We start from the raw sequence: 16607 nt of genomic DNA on the forward strand, positions 1-16607 counted from the left end.
CCCTCGGATCATCGAGGAGCACGGGCCGATGAGGATGCACCTGGCCGTGGGACGAGGACGGCACCCGCACCGTGAGGGCGCCGGTGACGGCGCCTCTGGTGGTGGTGAGCAGGGGGTGGGCGGGTCGCCCGGCTTCGTGCGTGCCGGGCGACCCCGCGGGGGGTTACTTGACGTTGATCGCCGTCCAGGCCTTGGCGACCGCGTTGTACTCGGCGCTGCCCGCGCCGTAGAGGTCGGTGGCCGCGGAGAGGGTGGCCGTGCGGGCGCCGGCGTAGTTGGTGGAGGAGGTCATGTACGTGGAGAGGGCCTTGTACCAGATCTTGTAGGCCTTGGCGCGGCCGATGCCCGTGAGGGTGGAGCCGTCGCTGGTGGGGGAGTTGTAGGAGACGCCGTTGATCGTCTTGGCGCCGCTGCCCTCGGACAGCAGGAAGAAGAAGTGGTTGGCCGGGCCCGAGGAGTAGTGGACGTCGAGGCGGCCGACGCTGCTGGACCAGTAGTCGGCGGAGTTGCCGTCACGGCTCGGCTTGTCCATGTAGCGGAGCGGGGTGCCGTTGCCGCGGATGTCGATCTTCTCGCCGATGAGGTAGTCCCCGGCGTCCGTGGCGTTGGCCGCGTAGAACTCGACCGAGGTCCCGAGGATGTCGGAGGTGGCCTCGTTGAGACCGCCCGACTCCTTGCTGTAGCGCAGGCCGGCCGTGGAGGCGGTCAGGCCGTGGGACATCTCGTGGCCGGCGACGTCGAGAGAGGTCAGCGGCTTGAGGTTGCCCGTACCGTCGCCGTACGTCATGCAGAAGCAGGAGTCGGACCAGAAGGCGTTGACGTACGCGTTGCCGTAGTGGACCCGGGAGTAGGCGGCGACACCGTCACCGCGGATGCCGTTGCGGCCGAGCTCGTTCTTGTAGAAGTCCCAGGTGACGGCCGCGCCGTAGTGGGCGTCCGCGGCGGCGGTCTCCCGGTTCGTCGCCAGGCCGTTGCCCCAGGTGTCCGTGCTGTTGGTGAACAGGGACCCGGTGCCGTTGGTGCCACCGTTCAGGTCGTACGTCTTGTGGCCGCCGCGCGCGGCGTCCGTCAGGGTGTACGAGGGCGCCGTGCCGAGCGTGACCTGGCCGCCGTACTGGGTGTGGCCGGTGCCCGTCTCGATCGCTTCGTAGGAGTACAGCTCCTTGCCCGAGGTCGCGTCGGTGATGACGTGACGCTCGCTCGGGGTGCCGTCGGCCTGGACGCCCGTGACGGTCGTCTCCCAGGCGAGGGTCGGCTTGCCGGTGGCCGCCCAGATCACCTTGCGGGACGAGGCGGGGGCGGCGGACCGCGCGTCGGAGGAGGCCACGGCGGCCTTGCCGGCGGTGGTGGCCGTGACCGAGGCGGCCGTGCTCGCCACGGCTATGCGGGCGTTGGTCGCCTTGGTGGTGGCGCGGGCGCCGTTCTTCTTCTGGTGCACGACGAGGTCGCCGCCGAGGACGGGGAGACCCTCGTAGGTGCGCTCGTACCGTGTGTGCACGGTGCCGTCGGCGTCCTTGACGACATCCCGGACGACGAGCTTCTCCTGGCCGGAGAGGCCGATGGCCCTGGCCGTGGCGGCGGCTCCGGCCTGGGCCTCCTGGACGGCGGCGGCACGCTGGGCGCCGGAGAGCACGAGCGCGGTCGCGCCGGCCTCGCGCTGGGCATCGGCGCTGGCGGATCCGGTCTGGACTCCGACGACGACCATGGCGGCCGATGCGATCAGGGCGGCGGCGGTGGCGGTACGGCGGTGCGAGGACTGCTGGCGGGTCACGCGGGCTCCTTCGCTGAAAAGCGTGGGGATCGTGGGGGGTGTGGTGCGGCTGCGAGCGTGCCAGCGAAAGAGCCCGTTTGACAGGTATGCAACAAGGATTTGACCATCTGTTGTCCGAAGGGCAGCGAACCGTGTCCGCTATGCGGCCAGTTGACTGTCCATTCGGCCTCACTGGAGGCGGGCGGCGAGAAGCCCGCCCCGCGACGGGAAGGCGGGACTGCCGGCGCGGCGCGGGTGCCGCGCCGCTGACCGTACGAGGGCAGCCCTCACCCGCGAGCCCATTGGCGTGACGGCACCGCAGAGCTGCCCGCGGTGCCATGCGAAGGCCCCAGAGCCCGACGGGGGTGGCAGACAACCTCCAGACGGACCCTACGGCCGGGCCGTCCCGTCCGGCACCGGCGTGGCCTGGTGGTAGTAGAGCCGGAACTCCCCGGCGGCGTCGCGGCGCCAGATCGACGAACGGCGGGCCTGTCGGCCCCCGATATGGGTCTCGTAGGTGAGGTGAACGATTCCGGGGGCGAGGACCGTGCCCTCGAAGTGCTCTGCGGTGATGGGGGTGCTGGTCTCGGCGCCGCCGTGGAGCGTGGGCAGGGCGGCGACCATCTCCGCATGCGTCCACCGCCGCCCGGAGGCGCCGACCTCGCTGAAATCGGGGTCGAAGAGGGCTTCGGCGACGGGGCCGGAGAGGCGGACGGAGGGGTCGTGGAGGCGTCGCTCCCGGACGATCGCCTCGGTGACGTCCGGATGCTGCGGGAGCGCCTCGGGCGCGCGCCGGTCGTTCTGGATCATGGCGACATGATGCCCGGTCGCGGCCGGCGGGCCCTCGGCGGCCGGGCGGCCTTCAGCGGCGGCGACCCCTGGTGCCATCTGATGATTGATCTTGTGGTGGGTCGTGGTGAGCTGACGGATGCGGCGTGGGCGCCTGCCTCCACCCCTCGCTCCTGCGGCCATCGAACCCGAGCGGGAGCACTCCTTCGGAGAATCGCCGTCCAACTTCCCCAGGCCGACGGCCCACCGGTCGGTCGAGCCGCACCCGTGTCCAGTACGCCACCATGCACGCGCTGCCGGCCGCCGGGCACCGCCGGCCGCCGGGCACCGCCGGCCGCCGGGCACGGCGCGTGTTGGCGAAGCCCATCGACAAGTGCTCTCGCTTGACCGCTCTACACCTACGCAGCCGCCGAGTTGAGCCTTCACCTCTTATACACGGAGCATGGCTGGGGGCGGCCCCCAGGTGGAGAGCGGCGGGGTGGTGAAGACGTCGGCGGGTGCGAAGGGTCCGGCTGCTCCCGGCGTGGGCCGAAGGTTACTTGAGGCCCAACTTCGTGCACTCGGAGGCGAGTTCGGGGGTGCAGATCTCGGCGGCCGTGTAGATGCCTTCCTCGATGACGGTGGACTGGATGTTCGTCTTGTCGACGACCACCGGGTCGAGGAGGGTCGACGGGACGCCGTTGGTTTCGCTCTTGGCGCGGAGCGGCACGTCCATCAGCAGATCGACCGCGAACGCGGCGGCCTTGGGGGCGAGCTGCAGCGGGCTCTTGTAGATGGTGAAGGTCTGGGTGCCGGCGATGATGCGCTGGATGCCCGCGATCTCGGCGTCCTGGCCGCCGACCGGGATGCCCTTGATGCCGGCGTTCTCGAGGGAGGTGATGACGCCGCCGGCCATGCCGTCGTTGGCCGAGTAGACCGCGCCGATCTTGTTTTTCCCGACCGAGGAGATCGCGGCGGACATCTTCTCGCCGGCGATCTTCGGGTCCCACTCGCCGGAGGCCTCGTAGGCGATCTTGCCGACCTTGCCGTCGAGGGCGGTGTGGGCGCCCTGCTTGAAGAGACCGGCGGTCGGGTCCTTCTCGTCGCCGTTGATCATCACGACGTTGGCGGAAGCGGCTTTGGCGCCGAGGGCTGAGACCAGAGCCTCGCCCTGGAGCTCGCCGACCTTGGTGTTGTCGTGGCTGACGTAGGCGTCCGCGCCGTCGATCGCGCGGTCGTACGCGACGACCTTGACGCCCTTGCCCCGCGCCTCCTTGACCCAGCCTGCGGCCTTGGTCGCGTCGACCGGGCCGAGCGCGATGACCCGCACGCCGTCGGCGACGAGCTGGTCGAACTGCTGCTTCTGCTTGACCACGTCCGAGACCGCGTTGTTGTACACGACCTCACAGGTGAGGCAGGCGCCCTTGACGGCCTCCTCGAACTGGGGTCTGTCCAGCGCCTCGTACCGCGCTGTCTTGTTCTCCGGAAGGAGGAGGCCGATCTTGGTCGAGCTGCCCTTGTCACCGCTGTCGTCGCCGCCGGCCTGGCCACAGGCGGCGAGCGAGAGGGCCATCGACACCGCGGCCGTGGCTATGACGGCGCGACGCGTCACTGCGTTCATTGGGGTTGCCTCCCTGACGAGGCCGCGACGTTGCGGCCGAGGTGGCACGAAGTCAACAAGGCCGTCACATTGTCGTCAAGAAGTAAACGTTTAACGAGATGGCAACAGTGTTTACCGTTATGTAGATGAATGCGAGATGGGATGCGAGCGCAATAAGACGCTCGCTGTCGGATGCGGGGCGCGGCCCCTACAACATGGATGAATGCGGCCATACCGGTACTCGCGAGATGGACCTCAAGTAGCGGTGGGCCGGGCTCGGCGCCTGGCTGTGAGCCGGGCCGGCGTTGGCTGAGCTGCGTCGGGGCGGTCGTGCCGGAGGTCAGCCGGCGGAGTTCGTGGGCGTGGGTGTGTGGACGTACCCGGGCGGGTTGTGCGGCGAGAAGGACCACAGCCGCACCGAGTCGCCGTCGCCACCTGTGGCCAGCCTCTCCCAGCCGGGGCTGAGGGCGACCGGCACGGAGCCCAGTCCTTCGCCGAGCCCGGCCTCGCCGGTGACGGTTCGGGTCGCGGTGGACCACAGGAGCAGCTTCGTTGATCCGTCGACCTGGGCGACGCTTGCGATCGAGTCGCCGTCCGGACTGGGCATCACCCACTCGGCCCTCTCCGAGCCGAACTGCGTGATGCTCGAGTCGGTCCGGCCGTTCAGGCGCAGCCTCTCGCCCCCGCTGATGACGGCGCTTCCGTCGGGCGTGAACGCCATTGACTGCAAACCGCTGTCCGCAACTTTCAGCGCCTTGGGCTCCGAGCCCGATCCCGGCTCCCACAGGCGGAGCGTGCCTTCCTCGTCACCGATGGCGAGGGTCTTCCCGTCGGGGCTGAACGCGAGGGCCGTCACCGCGTCCCAGTCACCCCCTGTCGTGCCGGTGAGCGCGCCGGTGGCGGCGTTCCAGAGCAGGATCTCGTCGTCGCCGTCGGTCGCGATGGTCCTGCTGTCCGGGCTGAACGCCATCGGATACGACACCGGGCCACTGCGATCCAAGGTGCGGGTGAGGGCGCGCGTCGCCACGTCCCAGAGGTGCACACGAGGTATGGGGCCGTTGGTACCGGTGGCCAGGGTCCTGCCGTCCGGGCTGAACCGGACCTCGCGCACCTCGATCGGATAGTCGTCCCGGGCCGGGTCCGGTGGCACTTCGAGGGTGGCGGCAAGACTGCCGTCGGCCACGTTCCAGAGGCGCACGGTGACGTCCTGGCACCCCCCGGCAAGGATATTGCCGTCGGGGCTGAACGCCAGGGTCAGGACAGGGCTCCGCGCGCCGGTGAGCGCGGTCCACGGCGGGGGCGCCTTGGCCTCGTCCCCGTTGAACTGCCTCATGGCGAGGGCGGACGCTCCCCCCACCGCGGCGAGCGCGGCCAGTCCGCCCAGGAGGACGCTGCGACGGCGCGGGCCGGGCCGATCCGTACGACGCGGACCGGCGTCGAGCGCGTCGGGAACGGCGGAGGCGGTCGGCATGTCGGCGAACCCGTGACCGGTACCGGGGGCAGGCACGCGGTCAGGGCCGGGGTCGGGTGCGGAGGCGAGGTCCACAACGACCGTGGGCGTGCGCGCGGGGGCTTCGGGCCCGCCTGCCGTGCCCCTGAGGGCTCGCAACCTCTTCGCGGCGGCTTGGGCGTCGGGACGAGCCGTCGGGTCCTTCTCCAAGAGCTCGTTGAGCAGGGCCGCCAGGGGCCCCGCGTGTGCGGACGCCGGGGCGGGTTGCGTCAGCACGGCCGTGATGACGGCGGTCAGGGTCGGCCCGTCGAACGGCGGCCGTCCTTCGACTGCCGCGTACAGCGTGGCACCGAGCGCCCACAGGTCCGCCGGAGCCTCGACGCGGCGGCCCTCCAGCTGCTCCGGCGGCATGAACTGCGGGGTGCCGATGACAGTGTGAGTTGCCGTCAGGTGCTGGGTGGCGTCGAGGAGCCGGGCAATGCCGAAGTCGGCGATGACCGGTCGGTCACCGGCGAGGAGGACGTTGTCAGGTTTGAGATCGCGGTGCACCACCCCGGCGGCATGGGCGTGCGCGAGGGCGTCCGCGATCCCGACGCCGAGGTCCGCGACGCGCTCCCAGCCGAGGAGGCCCTGGGTCCGGACGAGCTCCCCGAGCGAGGGACCGGCGACGAACTCCATCACGATCCACGGAACGCCACGGTGGTGGACCACGTCGTGCACGGCCACCACGCCCGGGTGCCGGAGCCGGGCTGCGGCCCGCGCCTCCCGCTCCGTCCGCGCGATCAGTTCGGACCGCAGACCCGATGCCGCGTCGTCCGGCACCAGCACTTCCTTGACTGCCACTTCACGGTCGAGGCGATCATCGTGAGCACGCCAGACCCGGCCCATGCCGCCGCGACCGATCGCCTCGACCAGTCGGTAACGCCCACTCACCAGCTCTCCGGCTGCGCTCGTCATGCCAGTTACCCTAGAGCCACGTCGTCCCGCGTCCGCGTCAGGGCCGGTCAACCGCTGAAGTGGCCGAAACCGTCGCGGGCTTGGCCTGGACCCAGGAGCGGCGCATCCGCGAGCGAGGGGCCCTGGGGATGCTCGCCCAAACGCCGCAACCCCGAGGAACAGCCGTTCCGACACGGAGACGCGCGGCCCTCCATCCCTGAGCCGTCGCCGCTCGACGCGTGCGCTTCACGGAAGAGAGCCGGAACGGAGTCTCGTGCGCAGAGCCAGTGGGCGACTTCCCGCAGCCGGTGCTTCCCGTTCATGGTCGATACTGCCTGCATGGGGGATCAGGACACCGTCCGGGTACGTCTGCGCGCCGCTCTGTGCGCCGACGACCCGTGGACCGCGCTGTACGTGCTGAACAGCGACCGGCCCGGCGGCCTCGCAGAGGCGGTCGAGGAGCTGTACCGGTCGGACGCGGACCGGGCCGCCTTCCGCCCCTACCTCGTCCGGCTCCTGCGGGGACTCGGCGAGACCGGTGACGAGGCGCTGCTGCGGTTGCTCGCCGAGCCGGTCTTCGCCGCCGATGACCGCCAGGACCTGCTGCGGGCCGCCGTGGCGCGCGAGCTACGGCTGCCCGCGGACCTGCTGCGCACGTACGGGGAACAGACACGGGCATCCGGTGGGAGCGGCGCTCGCGCCGACGGCCCGCCCGCACCCGAACTCGTCGACGCCATGGGGCTCTCCGGCGACCCGTCCTTCGCCCCGGGTCTCGGAGCCCTCCTTGGCATCCCTGCCACGCGCGGCCGCGCCGCGCTCGCACTGGGCCGCCTCGGTGCCCGCGACTGGACGGCCCCGATCGCCGGCCGACTGTCCGAGGTGACCGGGCTCGAGCACACCGCGTTCGCCGTCGCACTGGAGCTGATGGGCGATGCCGCGGCCGTGCCGCATCTGCTCCGATGGCTGGCCGAGAGCGGCGAGGAGCGGGTGTACGACGTCCATCACGCGCTCGTACGGCTCACCGGACGCGACCCGCTCCTGCCGGAGCGGGCGAGCGGGGCGGCGTACGCGGCAGCCGTGCGCGCCGCCTGGGCCGACGGGCGCACCGAGCGCGCACCCATGGCGGTGCGGGACCTCGTCGCCGAGTCCGGCGCGTGGGCCCGGTTCTCCGTCGACGGAGGCGCGGGCCGGATCAGGGTCGCGTTCGACCCGCCGTCGCCCGGTTCCTCCTGGCCGCGGTGGGATCGGTCCCTGACGATCGACGGGAAGCCGCTGTACCGGGTCGGCTCGTTCTGCGACACGTGCGAGCTGGGCCTGACGCTGCTGGACTGGCCGGACGACGCAGCGAGGTGGATCGCGGCTCGCATGCGCGGGCGGCTGGCCGGCCTGGACCGGCTCGACGCCGCGCTGCTCGCCGAATGGAGCCCCGTGCTCGGCGAGCTGGAGACCGGTCACTACCGCGCCCTCCTGCTCGACCTCCCGTTGGAGCGCGTGACCGAGCCGGCCCGGTCCTGGTGGTACCGCCGTGCGGCGGCCCGGGCGGAGGAGGACGGCGACGACTCCGCATACGACGGCGACCGTCCCGAGGACCACTGGCCAGGCGTCTCGCACTTCCAGCTCACCGAGCCCGTTCCGGGTGGCCGGGTGCCGTTCACGTACGGCGCGGTTCTGCCCTCGCAGCCGCCGGAGGCGCTCGACCCGGCGACCGTCGCCCGGCACGCGGCCGCCATAGCAGCGGGGGAGCGGCCCGCCGCCGTGGTCCTCGGCTGGATCGACGACCGGTATGTGGAGGCACGGCACGAGGAGCGGTGGCTGGTGGGTGCGGTACTGGACGGTCACCACCGGCTCGCCGCGTACGCGGCCGCCGGGGTGCCGGCCCGGGTGCTCCTGCTCGCCCGCGTGGGCGCGGACGGTGGCACCGACGGCGGCCTGGAGGGGCTGGCGGAGGTGGCCGCGGCGTACGGCTGCTGCCGGGACTGACGCAGGCGCCACGGGCGGCCTTCGGTGCGGCCCGTCCTCCTCCATGGCGGTACGGACTGCCGCAGTACCGCGAAGGACGGACACCTCGTCATCGTCGGGGACGACCTCATCGGCCCACCGATGGTCTGTCCAGCACGCGCTCGCATTCGCCGGAAACGGAACTTCGACAGCCGTCAGTCCTGTCCGTGGACGCGGCCCGGCAGGACGAGAATGCGCCCATCACCCAGTATCCGTGCGGCTCACCCGAGCCATACGTCGATCAATACCGGCACCTCGCGGGTGTGGCGATGACGGAGAACGGAAGGGTCGTCGAGGGCTGGATCCTGTCAACTACGACAGCCGGAAGCGTGTCGGCATCCTTCAGGGCCGTTTCGAACCGCGGGTTCGGCGCCGTGTGGTGAGGTAGCCGCCCGCCACGGTGGCCCCGACGGCCAGAGCGAGGCCGATGCCCACGCTGAGACCGGACGGACCGGATGCTCCACCGAGTCCCGCCCGGGTACCGCGGCTCGGGACAACGGGGGCAGGCTGAACGGCACTGGTACTCGGGTTCACCGGCGGGACGGTAGGGGCGCCCGGGTTCACACGCGGGGCGGGAGTAGCGCTCCGATCCACCGGCGGCACAGCGCCTGTGCTGGTGCGCCTGGGCAGTGCTTCGCAGGCGATGCCGTCGTCAGGTCCCTGATCTTCGTCGAGCAGGTTCGGGTCGCTGGGGTCCCGGCCGAACTCCGCCTGGGCGTCTTCCTGGAAGCGGAAGTCGCGGCAGTCGAGATCCTGAGCGTGAGCGACGCCGGACAACGGGGCGACAGAGGCGATCGCCAGGGCCATGCCGGCGACCACGCTGCGACTGCTCATCGGAAGTCCTCCTGGGTGTCGTGCAGGCGTCATCCCACGCTATGAGCGGCCCATGCCCAGAGCGCGTGTCACTAGGCCGAATGGGGACCACTCTCTGTGGCTCGCAGGGCGATTCCTGGAGCAGGTGAGGATGGGCGTATCAAGGCACAGCCCCCAAGTGGGTCTTGCCGCGGGCGGGCCGAAGGCGACGCGGGCCTGGCTTCGTGCGTGCGGCGTGGCCAGGCCACTGTCGGTCTTGTTGCGGCTATCGCATGACCGGGCGGTTGTCGGAGGTGTACTCGTCCGCGATGTTGAAGACGCTGGCGCAGAGCGGGCATTCCGCACGTCCGAACAGATGGGCAATCCCGTCGGCGAGTTCCTCCTGACCTGCGTTGACGGCCATCTCGAACATCCACCTTCCAGTTCCGGTCAGCTCCTCGGCGCCCGCCGGCCGCAGGCCCCTTCGTTCCACATCACCCAGGTCCCAGTCCTGGGTCGCCGAGTACCGCCCGTAGTTGCCGATGGCGATACTGACCATGACGCCACAGTGCGGACACATCATGGGATAGAAGTCATCCTCGAAGTCGCCAAGGACCGCCGCCCAGTGGTACTCCTCCTCGACCGCGAGCAGAGCACGCAAGGACTTGAGGAAGTCAGCCGGCCGCGACCGAAGGTGCTGACCCAGCACCTCGCGGAACTCCGCAATGGCGCCGGCGCAATCCGCCAGGAGATCGTCGCAGCCATGGTGGCCTGCCGCACGCTCGAGGATCTCCCCCGCCAGGTGCCGCGCCCGCGCGCTGCGCGGCGCGAGACGCACCAGGCGCGGCAGGGCAGCGAAACTGGCCGGGGACACCAGGTCATGCTCGAGAACGAGCCGCCATCCCAGTTCCTTCCACGCTGCTGGGTCGTCATCGTGCTCGACCTGCTTCAAGAGCTCCGGAACACGACCGATCTCAAACCAGCAGTCATGCACATCTATCCAGGTGGCCACTCCGGCATTGAACCTTGCCCAGATGGTCAGGGGCGAGTCCGGGTTTGCGGGTTGGTCGTGATGGCACTCCCGAGCGACCCGGCTGGCAGTCCGCCCGCGAGCACGGTGTGCGGCTCGATCGTGCGCGTACCGAGGTCGCAGCCGTCGGCCTACGGCGCGGTCGGCGAAGGCGATCACGCCTATGCCCTCGAGCCACTCACCATGTCGCCCCCAGGTCGTCCTCCGCGCAGTGGCAGCCGCCGCCATGCAGAAGAAGCGCGAGAAACAGCAGGCCTGCTGACACCCCGCCCGGCGTGCGCCCGCGGGCGCATGGGCGGACGATGAGGGCAGAGCCCGCCCGGGAAGCCGTCGCACGTTGCACCGGGCGGGCGCACGACGTCGCGCGCGTGACAGGGAAAAGTGGTTTTGGGGGTGCCGTGGGTGGCGTAGTGTGGTGTGCACCGACGCGGGGTGGAGCAGCTCGGTAGCTCGCTGGGCTCATAACCCAGAGGTCGCAGGTTCAAATCCTGTCCCCGCTACTGACGTGACATGAGGCCCGGATCCTGTGGATCCGGGCCTCATGCGTGCCGACTCCGGCGAGTGTCCTCATCGGAGACTGCGGCTGAGGGACGCGGTCTGCGCAGCTCGGACTCCAGGAGGAGCGGGTCATGGAGACGCACTTTGCGCGGGGTCCTCGCGCAGGCGGTCGTCCCGGAAGTGGACCTTCCGCAGGGAGTCGGCCGCGATCTGGCACAACGACCACTCCGGCCGGCCGGTCATGCGGGCCCTGACCGCCTACGACCACTGAACCCCTCAAAATGAATCATCCAGGTCTCGGCGCTGCGAGCCGTCACTGGCCATGCGGGCCGCCAGCCGTGCGTCGCCAGCGAAGGGGGTCGCCGAACGCTCCGAGGAAAATCGATGGCACCACGACCTGCAGATCACGAGACTGCACTGGTGACCACCCTGCCGCCCTTGCCCGGTCCGCTCTCCCTGCCGGTACAGGACCCGCGTGCCCGCGGCGTCGTTCTTGACTTTGCGGACATGGACGCGCTGGTGGCCGACCTCGTCATGCCCGACGGTGCGTCGATGTACGTCATGAGTGCGCTGGAAACGTCCCGCGAGCTCATCCGGCACTCCTACTACCGGTACGAGTTCGCCACCGTCGCCGTCACGCATTCCCTGATCGCCTTGGAGTGCGCCCTCGTCGAGCGGCTGGCCCTGAGCAGACCGCTCCACATCCTGATCAGGCGTGCCACGGGCACCGGGCTCATCACGGTCGAGCTCGCGGCCGAACTCGACCGTGGCCGCCGACTGCGCGACAGCCTCACGCAAGGCACCGTGACGAGTGCCGCCCTCAGCCCGGCCGGGGCCATCGCCACGGTGCGGGCCGTCTTCGACGCTGTCGCCCTTCTTCTCCGCCCACCCTCCGCGGCAGAGACGGCAGCCGTCGACACGGGCAGCGCACAGCCTGAAGACCAACTCGCCCTACTGTGGGAAGAACACCGGCGTGCCCTGTACCCCGACGGCTTCCGCGGCATCGACGTCGAGGGCGTGGAGCTGATCCTCCTGGACGCCGATGTCGCCGGCCTCGTTCAGAGGGAGCTGAACGGTGGGCTCGACGACAGTGGCATCGCCATCCTCTGGGCGTGCATCGCCGACCTCGACAAGATCGTGACTCTGATCGACTCGGAGTACTGCGCCTCCTACTTCGCGAGGCTCCGGACGATGGCCAAGCTCGCGGCAGCACGCTCCATCCCCGCCGCGACCTGACCTGTGGCGTCGACATCGGGACCTCCCACGACCCTCGTCAGGATCTGACCCGGCCGCTTCGACGACCGTACCCGGCTGGGATCGCTTCCTGGTCACCGGCTCTCCAGCGAGTGCGCGGCCTCCGCACCGCTTCCTCGGCCTGAGCCTGCGACGGAGACCGCCGCCGGGACGGACACGTCCAGCAGGCCGGGCGTGGCTCGTCCCTGCTGTCCAGGCACACGGGCCGGGCTCGTAGCGCGCAGTGGGACCGACTGTTGTCCGAAACAGGCTGCTGGCAGACTGGCCGGCGATCTGCCGAAGGAGCACCTCGTGTCGATGATTCACCGCCTGCGCAGCGCCGTCCGCCGGACATACCGGCGTGCCGTGGACCTCAGCCACCCGTCGCGTTCGCCGCTCGGCAGCGCGGTGGTCAACTGTGTGGTCTACAGGGACGGGGTGCGGCAGGACGGCGTCCGTTCGGTGGAGGAGGCGGTGCGGCGGGTGCGGAAGTCGGGCGACGGCTTCGTGTGGATCGGTCTGCATGAACCGGAGGAGAAGGAGTTCGCGGGGCTGGCGGAGCTGTTCGAGCTGCACCCGCTGGCGGTGGAGGACGCCGTCCACGCCCACCAGCGGCCGAAGCTGGAGCAGTACGACGACGTTCTGTTCGCCGTCTTCAAGACGGTGCGTTACGTGGAGCACGACGAGCTCACCGCCACCAGCGAGGTCGTGGACACCGGCGAGCTGATGGCCTTCATCGGAACCGACTTCGTCATCACGATCCGCCACGGGGGGCATGGTTCGCTCGGTCCGCTCCGTGAGGCTCTGGAGTCGGAGCCCGAGCAGCTCGCGAAGGGGCCCTCCGTGGTGCTGCACGCGATCGCGGACCATGTCGTCGACGACTACCTCGCCGTCGCGGAGGCCGTGCAGGACGACCTGGACGCGATCGAGACCGCGGTCTTCTCCGAGCAGGGCCACCGCAGTGACGTCGGCCGGATCTACCAGCTCAAGCGCGAGCTCCTCGAACTCAAGCGGGCCGTGGCACCGTTGGGGCGGCCGCTGCAGCGACTGGCGTCCGAGCCGGTGCCGATCGTCGCGGCCGAGATACGCGCGTACTTCCGCGATGTAGCCGATCACCTTGCGCGCGTCACCGAGCAGGTCGCCTCGTACGACGCCCTGCTCGACTCGATCCTCCAGGCCCATCTCGCCCAGGTGACCGTCGCGCAGAACGAGGACATGCGCAAGATCACCGCCTGGGCCGCCATCATCGCGGTCCCGACCATGGTCTGCGGCGTCTACGGCATGAACTTCGAGCACATGCCCGAGCTGCGCTGGACCTACGGCTATCCGCTGGTCCTCGGCGTCATGACCGTCGCCTGCTTCGTCATCCACCGCGGCTTCCGCCGCAACGGCTGGCTCTGACGGATTCCGGGCCTCCGGCCCGGACACGGCGAACGGCCGCTCGCACCCCGAGTGCACGAGGTGCGAACGGCCGCTCGCACCTCGTGCACCCGGCTGCCACAGTCCGCGGTCTGTGCGAGGAAGCGGGCTGACGGGCTGTTTGGTTCATCACCTTTCGGGGTGGTCTGGCCATGTGATGCGGAGTGCGAAGTGGGACCAGACAGCCGGGACCATGAGGGCGGCGGTGAGGCCGCCGAAGACCATGACCGTGGAGGGGGAGGTGTGGTCCACGATGCCTCCCGCGGTCAGTGCGGCCAGCGAGATGGTCGCCTGGAAGGAAGCGGTGAAGAGCACCGATGCCGCCTCGGGCGAGTGGGGAGCCGCCTTGGTGAACCAGTTCTGGGAGCAGACGGGCACGGCACCGTAGGCGATGCCCCAGACGACGAGGAGAACGGCGGCACCGGCCGGCCAGCGTCCCAGGACGGGAAGCAGGAACGTTGTCGTGGCGATCAACGCGCCCGCGAGGGCGAACACGACTCTGGGACGGCGTACGACGTTCGCGCCGCCCAGGAAGTTGCCCACGACTCCCGCCGCCCCATAGGCCAGCAGGAAGACGGTGATCGTGTGCGTTCCGGCGCCGGTGACCTGCTCCAGGAACGGCGTGATGTAGGTGTACGTACCGAAGTGCGCCAGGACCACCAGTAACGTCAGAAGCAGTGCAAAGCGAGTGTTGACACCCTTCAGCATGCCGCGCAGCACACCCAGGTGGGCCGCCTCGCCGGGCGGCAGCGGCGGCATCGTCAGGACGATCATGATCAGGACCGCGATGCTGAGGACCCCCATCGCGACGAAGGCGGTACGCCAGCCGGCGAGATCCCCGATGAAGGTGCCCGCTGGAACACCCAGGACGGAGCCGAGCGGAACCGCGGAGAAGATCACCGAGGTGGCACGGCCGACCGACTCCGCGGGTACCAGGCGTTCGGCCAGGCCGGCGCTGATGGACCAGAAGCCGCCGATGACCACGCCGACGACGACCCGGGAGATCAGCACAAGCCAGTATCCAGGCGCCGCGGCTGCCAGCAGGTTCGCAAGAGACAGCAGCAACATGAACACGCACAGCATCAGACGGCGGTCGACGCCTGAGGTCGCCACGGTGATCACAGGTGCGGAGAACGCGGCGAGGAAGCCAGGCATGGTCATCATGAGCCCGACCGTGCCGTCGGAGATGGCGAATCCGGCTCCGATTCTGGTCAACAGGCCGATCGGCAGGATCTCCGTCGTGACGATCAAGAAGATCCCCAGCATCACCGAAACCACAGCCGGCCACCCGGCCAGCGGAGAGCGGGCAGGCGTTTCAGCTCTCCCGGCGCCCTGCGCGGCAGGGACGTTCGTCGAGGTCATGGTTGCCATCCTGTGCGGGGCTCGTCGTAGGCGTTCATTCCAACTGGCGTCGCACACAGGAAGCTGGCAGCTAAGCGACGTCACCGTCGCCCGGAATCGGCGCGTGCTCGATCGCCCCGATGCCAGTGAATGGCCGGTGTCTGGGACGTCGGGGTGGCCTGGAGGCGGGTGGGCGGCGTGGTTCCTGCAGTGGCCGGTGCCGTTTCCTATGGTCGGGGGAGGCGTGGCAGTGGGCCGGCCGCTGAGATCTGATGGGGAGCCATGGCAGGTACGAGGGCCAAGTCCGGAACGGTCACGCTCGCGCCCTTGAAGGGGCGCGCCTCGCGCCGATGGGCCCGTCGGCTCGCCGCCGCGGTGGGCTTCGTGGCGCTGTGCACGCTGCCCACGACGACGGCGGACGCGACCCCGCCGCCGGACGGCCGGCCCTCCGCCCCTGCGCCCTTGTACGTGTCCGACTACGGCAACAACCGGGTCGTCGCCCTGCCCGCGAGGGGCGGCGGTCAGACGGCCGTGCCCTTCGAGGGTCTCGTACGGCCTACGGGCATGGTCGGGGACGTGAAGGGCCGCCTCTACGTGTCGGACACCGGCAACAACCGCGTGGTCGTGATGGCGGCGCACGGAGGCGGCCAGTCCACCGTCCCCACCGACGGACTCGTGCGCCCTCTGGGGCTCGCCCTGGACCGGGCGGAGAACCTGTACGTCGCCGACAGCTTCAACGACCGGGTCGTGAAGGTGTCCGTGGCCGACGGTACCCAGACGACCGTACCGACATCAGGTCTGCTGCACCCCTGGGGGCTGGCGCTGGATACCGCCGGGAACCTGTACATCTCCGATTTCGTCAACGACCGCGTCGTCAAGGTGGCCGGTGACGGGAGCGGCCAGTCCACGATCCCCACCGTCGGCCTCTCCCAGCCGACCGGACTGGCACTCGGCGCGGCGGGGGACCTCTACATCGCCGACAGTGGCAACAACCGCGTGGTGAAGATCGCGAAGGGCGGCGGCCAGACCACCGTCCCCACCAGCGGTCTCAGCGACCCGCTCGGTCTCGCGCTCGACGGCTGCGGCGGCCTGTACATCGCCGACGGGTTCAACAACCGGGTGGTCCGCGTCGAGGAGGCAGGCGGTGGCCAGACCACCCTCCCGACCACCGGCCTGAACACGCCGACGGGCCTCGCCTTCGCGCCGGCGGGCCCCCGCCCCTGAAAAGCACGATCCGGGGCGCCTGACAGGGCCTGGCGGCCGTTCGGCGGGCCAGTGCGTGGCGGGTCTCAGGGTGTGCGGCCGCTCGTGGCGAGGGCACGGGTGAAGGCGGGGGCGTCGGCGTTCACCGGGGCCGGGGCGGCGAAGCCCTCGTATGCGCGGTACATCTCGGCGTAGCGCTCGACGACGTCGAGAAGGTAGGCGCCGGTGTCCTCGGGAAGTGTGAAGTCCTGGCCCGTCGCACGGGCCAGGTCCCAGCCGTGCAGGGCGAGTTCGGCGACGATCATGGCGGCGACTTCGCCGGCGGGCACACTGCTGCCGCCGCCGAAGTCGACGTCGCCGTCCCATGCGTCGGGCTTCGCCCAGGCGGCGAGCGCCCGGTCGAGCTGGGCGGAGTACCGCTCGGGCCAGTCGGCGTCGGCGGTGAAGTCGCGCGTGACCAGGTCGTCGGGGAGCTCGGTGCGCAAGGCTCGGTGTTCGAGGCCGTGTGAGGTGTAGAGGACGAGGTGGTTGGCGAGCTCTCGGACGGTCCAGCCGGTGCAGCCGGACGGTCCGGCGAGCTGCGCCGGGC

The 16607-nt window shown here is 70.4% G+C and carries 12 protein-coding genes and 1 tRNA gene; 5 read left to right on the forward strand and 8 right to left on the reverse strand.

The window, feature by feature from the left end:
- Positions 1–163: 163 nt before the first annotated feature.
- From AOK00_RS14225 to AOK00_RS14240, 4 genes are all read right to left on the reverse strand, one after another.
- A complete protein-coding gene (locus AOK00_RS14225) occupies positions 164–1705 on the reverse strand; it encodes a M4 family metallopeptidase (protein ID WP_079042001.1) in 1542 nt (513 codons plus the stop codon).
- Between the two features lie 435 nt (positions 1706–2140).
- Positions 2141–2560, reverse strand: coding sequence for a DUF4440 domain-containing protein (locus AOK00_RS14230; protein WP_055600682.1), 420 nt, complete (start codon positions 2558–2560; stop codon positions 2141–2143).
- A 514-nt stretch (positions 2561–3074) separates the two neighbouring features.
- Complete coding sequence (locus AOK00_RS14235) at positions 3075–4139, reverse strand: sugar ABC transporter substrate-binding protein (RefSeq protein WP_055600683.1); 1065 nt, start codon at positions 4137–4139, stop codon at positions 3075–3077.
- Between the two features lie 319 nt (positions 4140–4458).
- Positions 4459–6525: a WD40 repeat domain-containing serine/threonine protein kinase gene (locus tag AOK00_RS14240; protein ID WP_079041997.1), complete on the reverse strand. Its 2067-nt coding sequence runs from the start codon at positions 6523–6525 to the stop codon at positions 4459–4461.
- A gap of 318 nt (positions 6526–6843) precedes the next feature.
- On the opposite strand from AOK00_RS14240, the gene AOK00_RS14245 reads away from it, so the two are divergent.
- Positions 6844–8484, forward strand: a complete 1641-nt coding sequence (locus AOK00_RS14245) for a hypothetical protein (RefSeq protein ID WP_055600685.1) — start codon at positions 6844–6846, stop codon at positions 8482–8484.
- A gap of 360 nt (positions 8485–8844) precedes the next feature.
- On the opposite strand, the gene AOK00_RS37125 is transcribed toward AOK00_RS14245, so the two are convergent.
- Positions 8845–9336, reverse strand: a complete 492-nt coding sequence (locus AOK00_RS37125) for a hypothetical protein (protein ID WP_079041998.1) — start codon at positions 9334–9336, stop codon at positions 8845–8847.
- Between the two features lie 244 nt (positions 9337–9580).
- On the reverse strand, positions 9581–10306 hold the full coding sequence (locus AOK00_RS14250; RefSeq protein WP_055600686.1) for a hypothetical protein: 726 nt from the start codon (positions 10304–10306) through the stop codon (positions 9581–9583).
- Positions 10307–10750: 444 nt separating this feature from the next.
- On the opposite strand from AOK00_RS14250, the gene AOK00_RS14255 reads away from it, so the two are divergent.
- The 3 genes from AOK00_RS14255 (at position 10751) to corA (ending at position 13456) form a co-directional block, all read left to right on the forward strand.
- Positions 10751–10824: transfer RNA gene (locus tag AOK00_RS14255), tRNA-Met, on the forward strand.
- Between the two features lie 505 nt (positions 10825–11329).
- A complete protein-coding gene (locus tag AOK00_RS37130) occupies positions 11330–12058 on the forward strand; it encodes a hypothetical protein (protein WP_254047366.1) in 729 nt (242 codons plus the stop codon).
- Between the two features lie 315 nt (positions 12059–12373).
- Positions 12374–13456: a magnesium/cobalt transporter CorA gene (gene corA, locus AOK00_RS14265; RefSeq protein WP_055600688.1), complete on the forward strand. Its 1083-nt coding sequence runs from the start codon at positions 12374–12376 to the stop codon at positions 13454–13456.
- Between the two features lie 147 nt (positions 13457–13603).
- Here the strand turns inward: corA and AOK00_RS14270 are convergent, their stop codons facing one another.
- Positions 13604–14845, reverse strand: coding sequence for an MFS transporter (locus AOK00_RS14270; RefSeq protein ID WP_079041999.1), 1242 nt, complete (start codon positions 14843–14845; stop codon positions 13604–13606).
- A 252-nt stretch (positions 14846–15097) separates the two neighbouring features.
- On the opposite strand from AOK00_RS14270, the gene AOK00_RS14275 reads away from it, so the two are divergent.
- Positions 15098–16039, forward strand: a complete 942-nt coding sequence (locus tag AOK00_RS14275) for an SMP-30/gluconolactonase/LRE family protein (RefSeq protein WP_079042000.1) — start codon at positions 15098–15100, stop codon at positions 16037–16039.
- Between the two features lie 65 nt (positions 16040–16104).
- Here the strand turns inward: AOK00_RS14275 and AOK00_RS14280 are convergent.
- Positions 16105–16607 (reverse strand): TIGR03086 family metal-binding protein (locus tag AOK00_RS14280; RefSeq protein WP_055600687.1); only part of this gene is annotated, 503 nt, incomplete at its 5' end.

Origin of the sequence: Streptomyces aureus, assembly GCF_001418135.1 — a bacterium.
GTDB classification, from domain to species: Bacteria; Actinomycetota; Actinomycetes; order Streptomycetales; family Streptomycetaceae; genus Streptomyces; species Streptomyces aureus_A.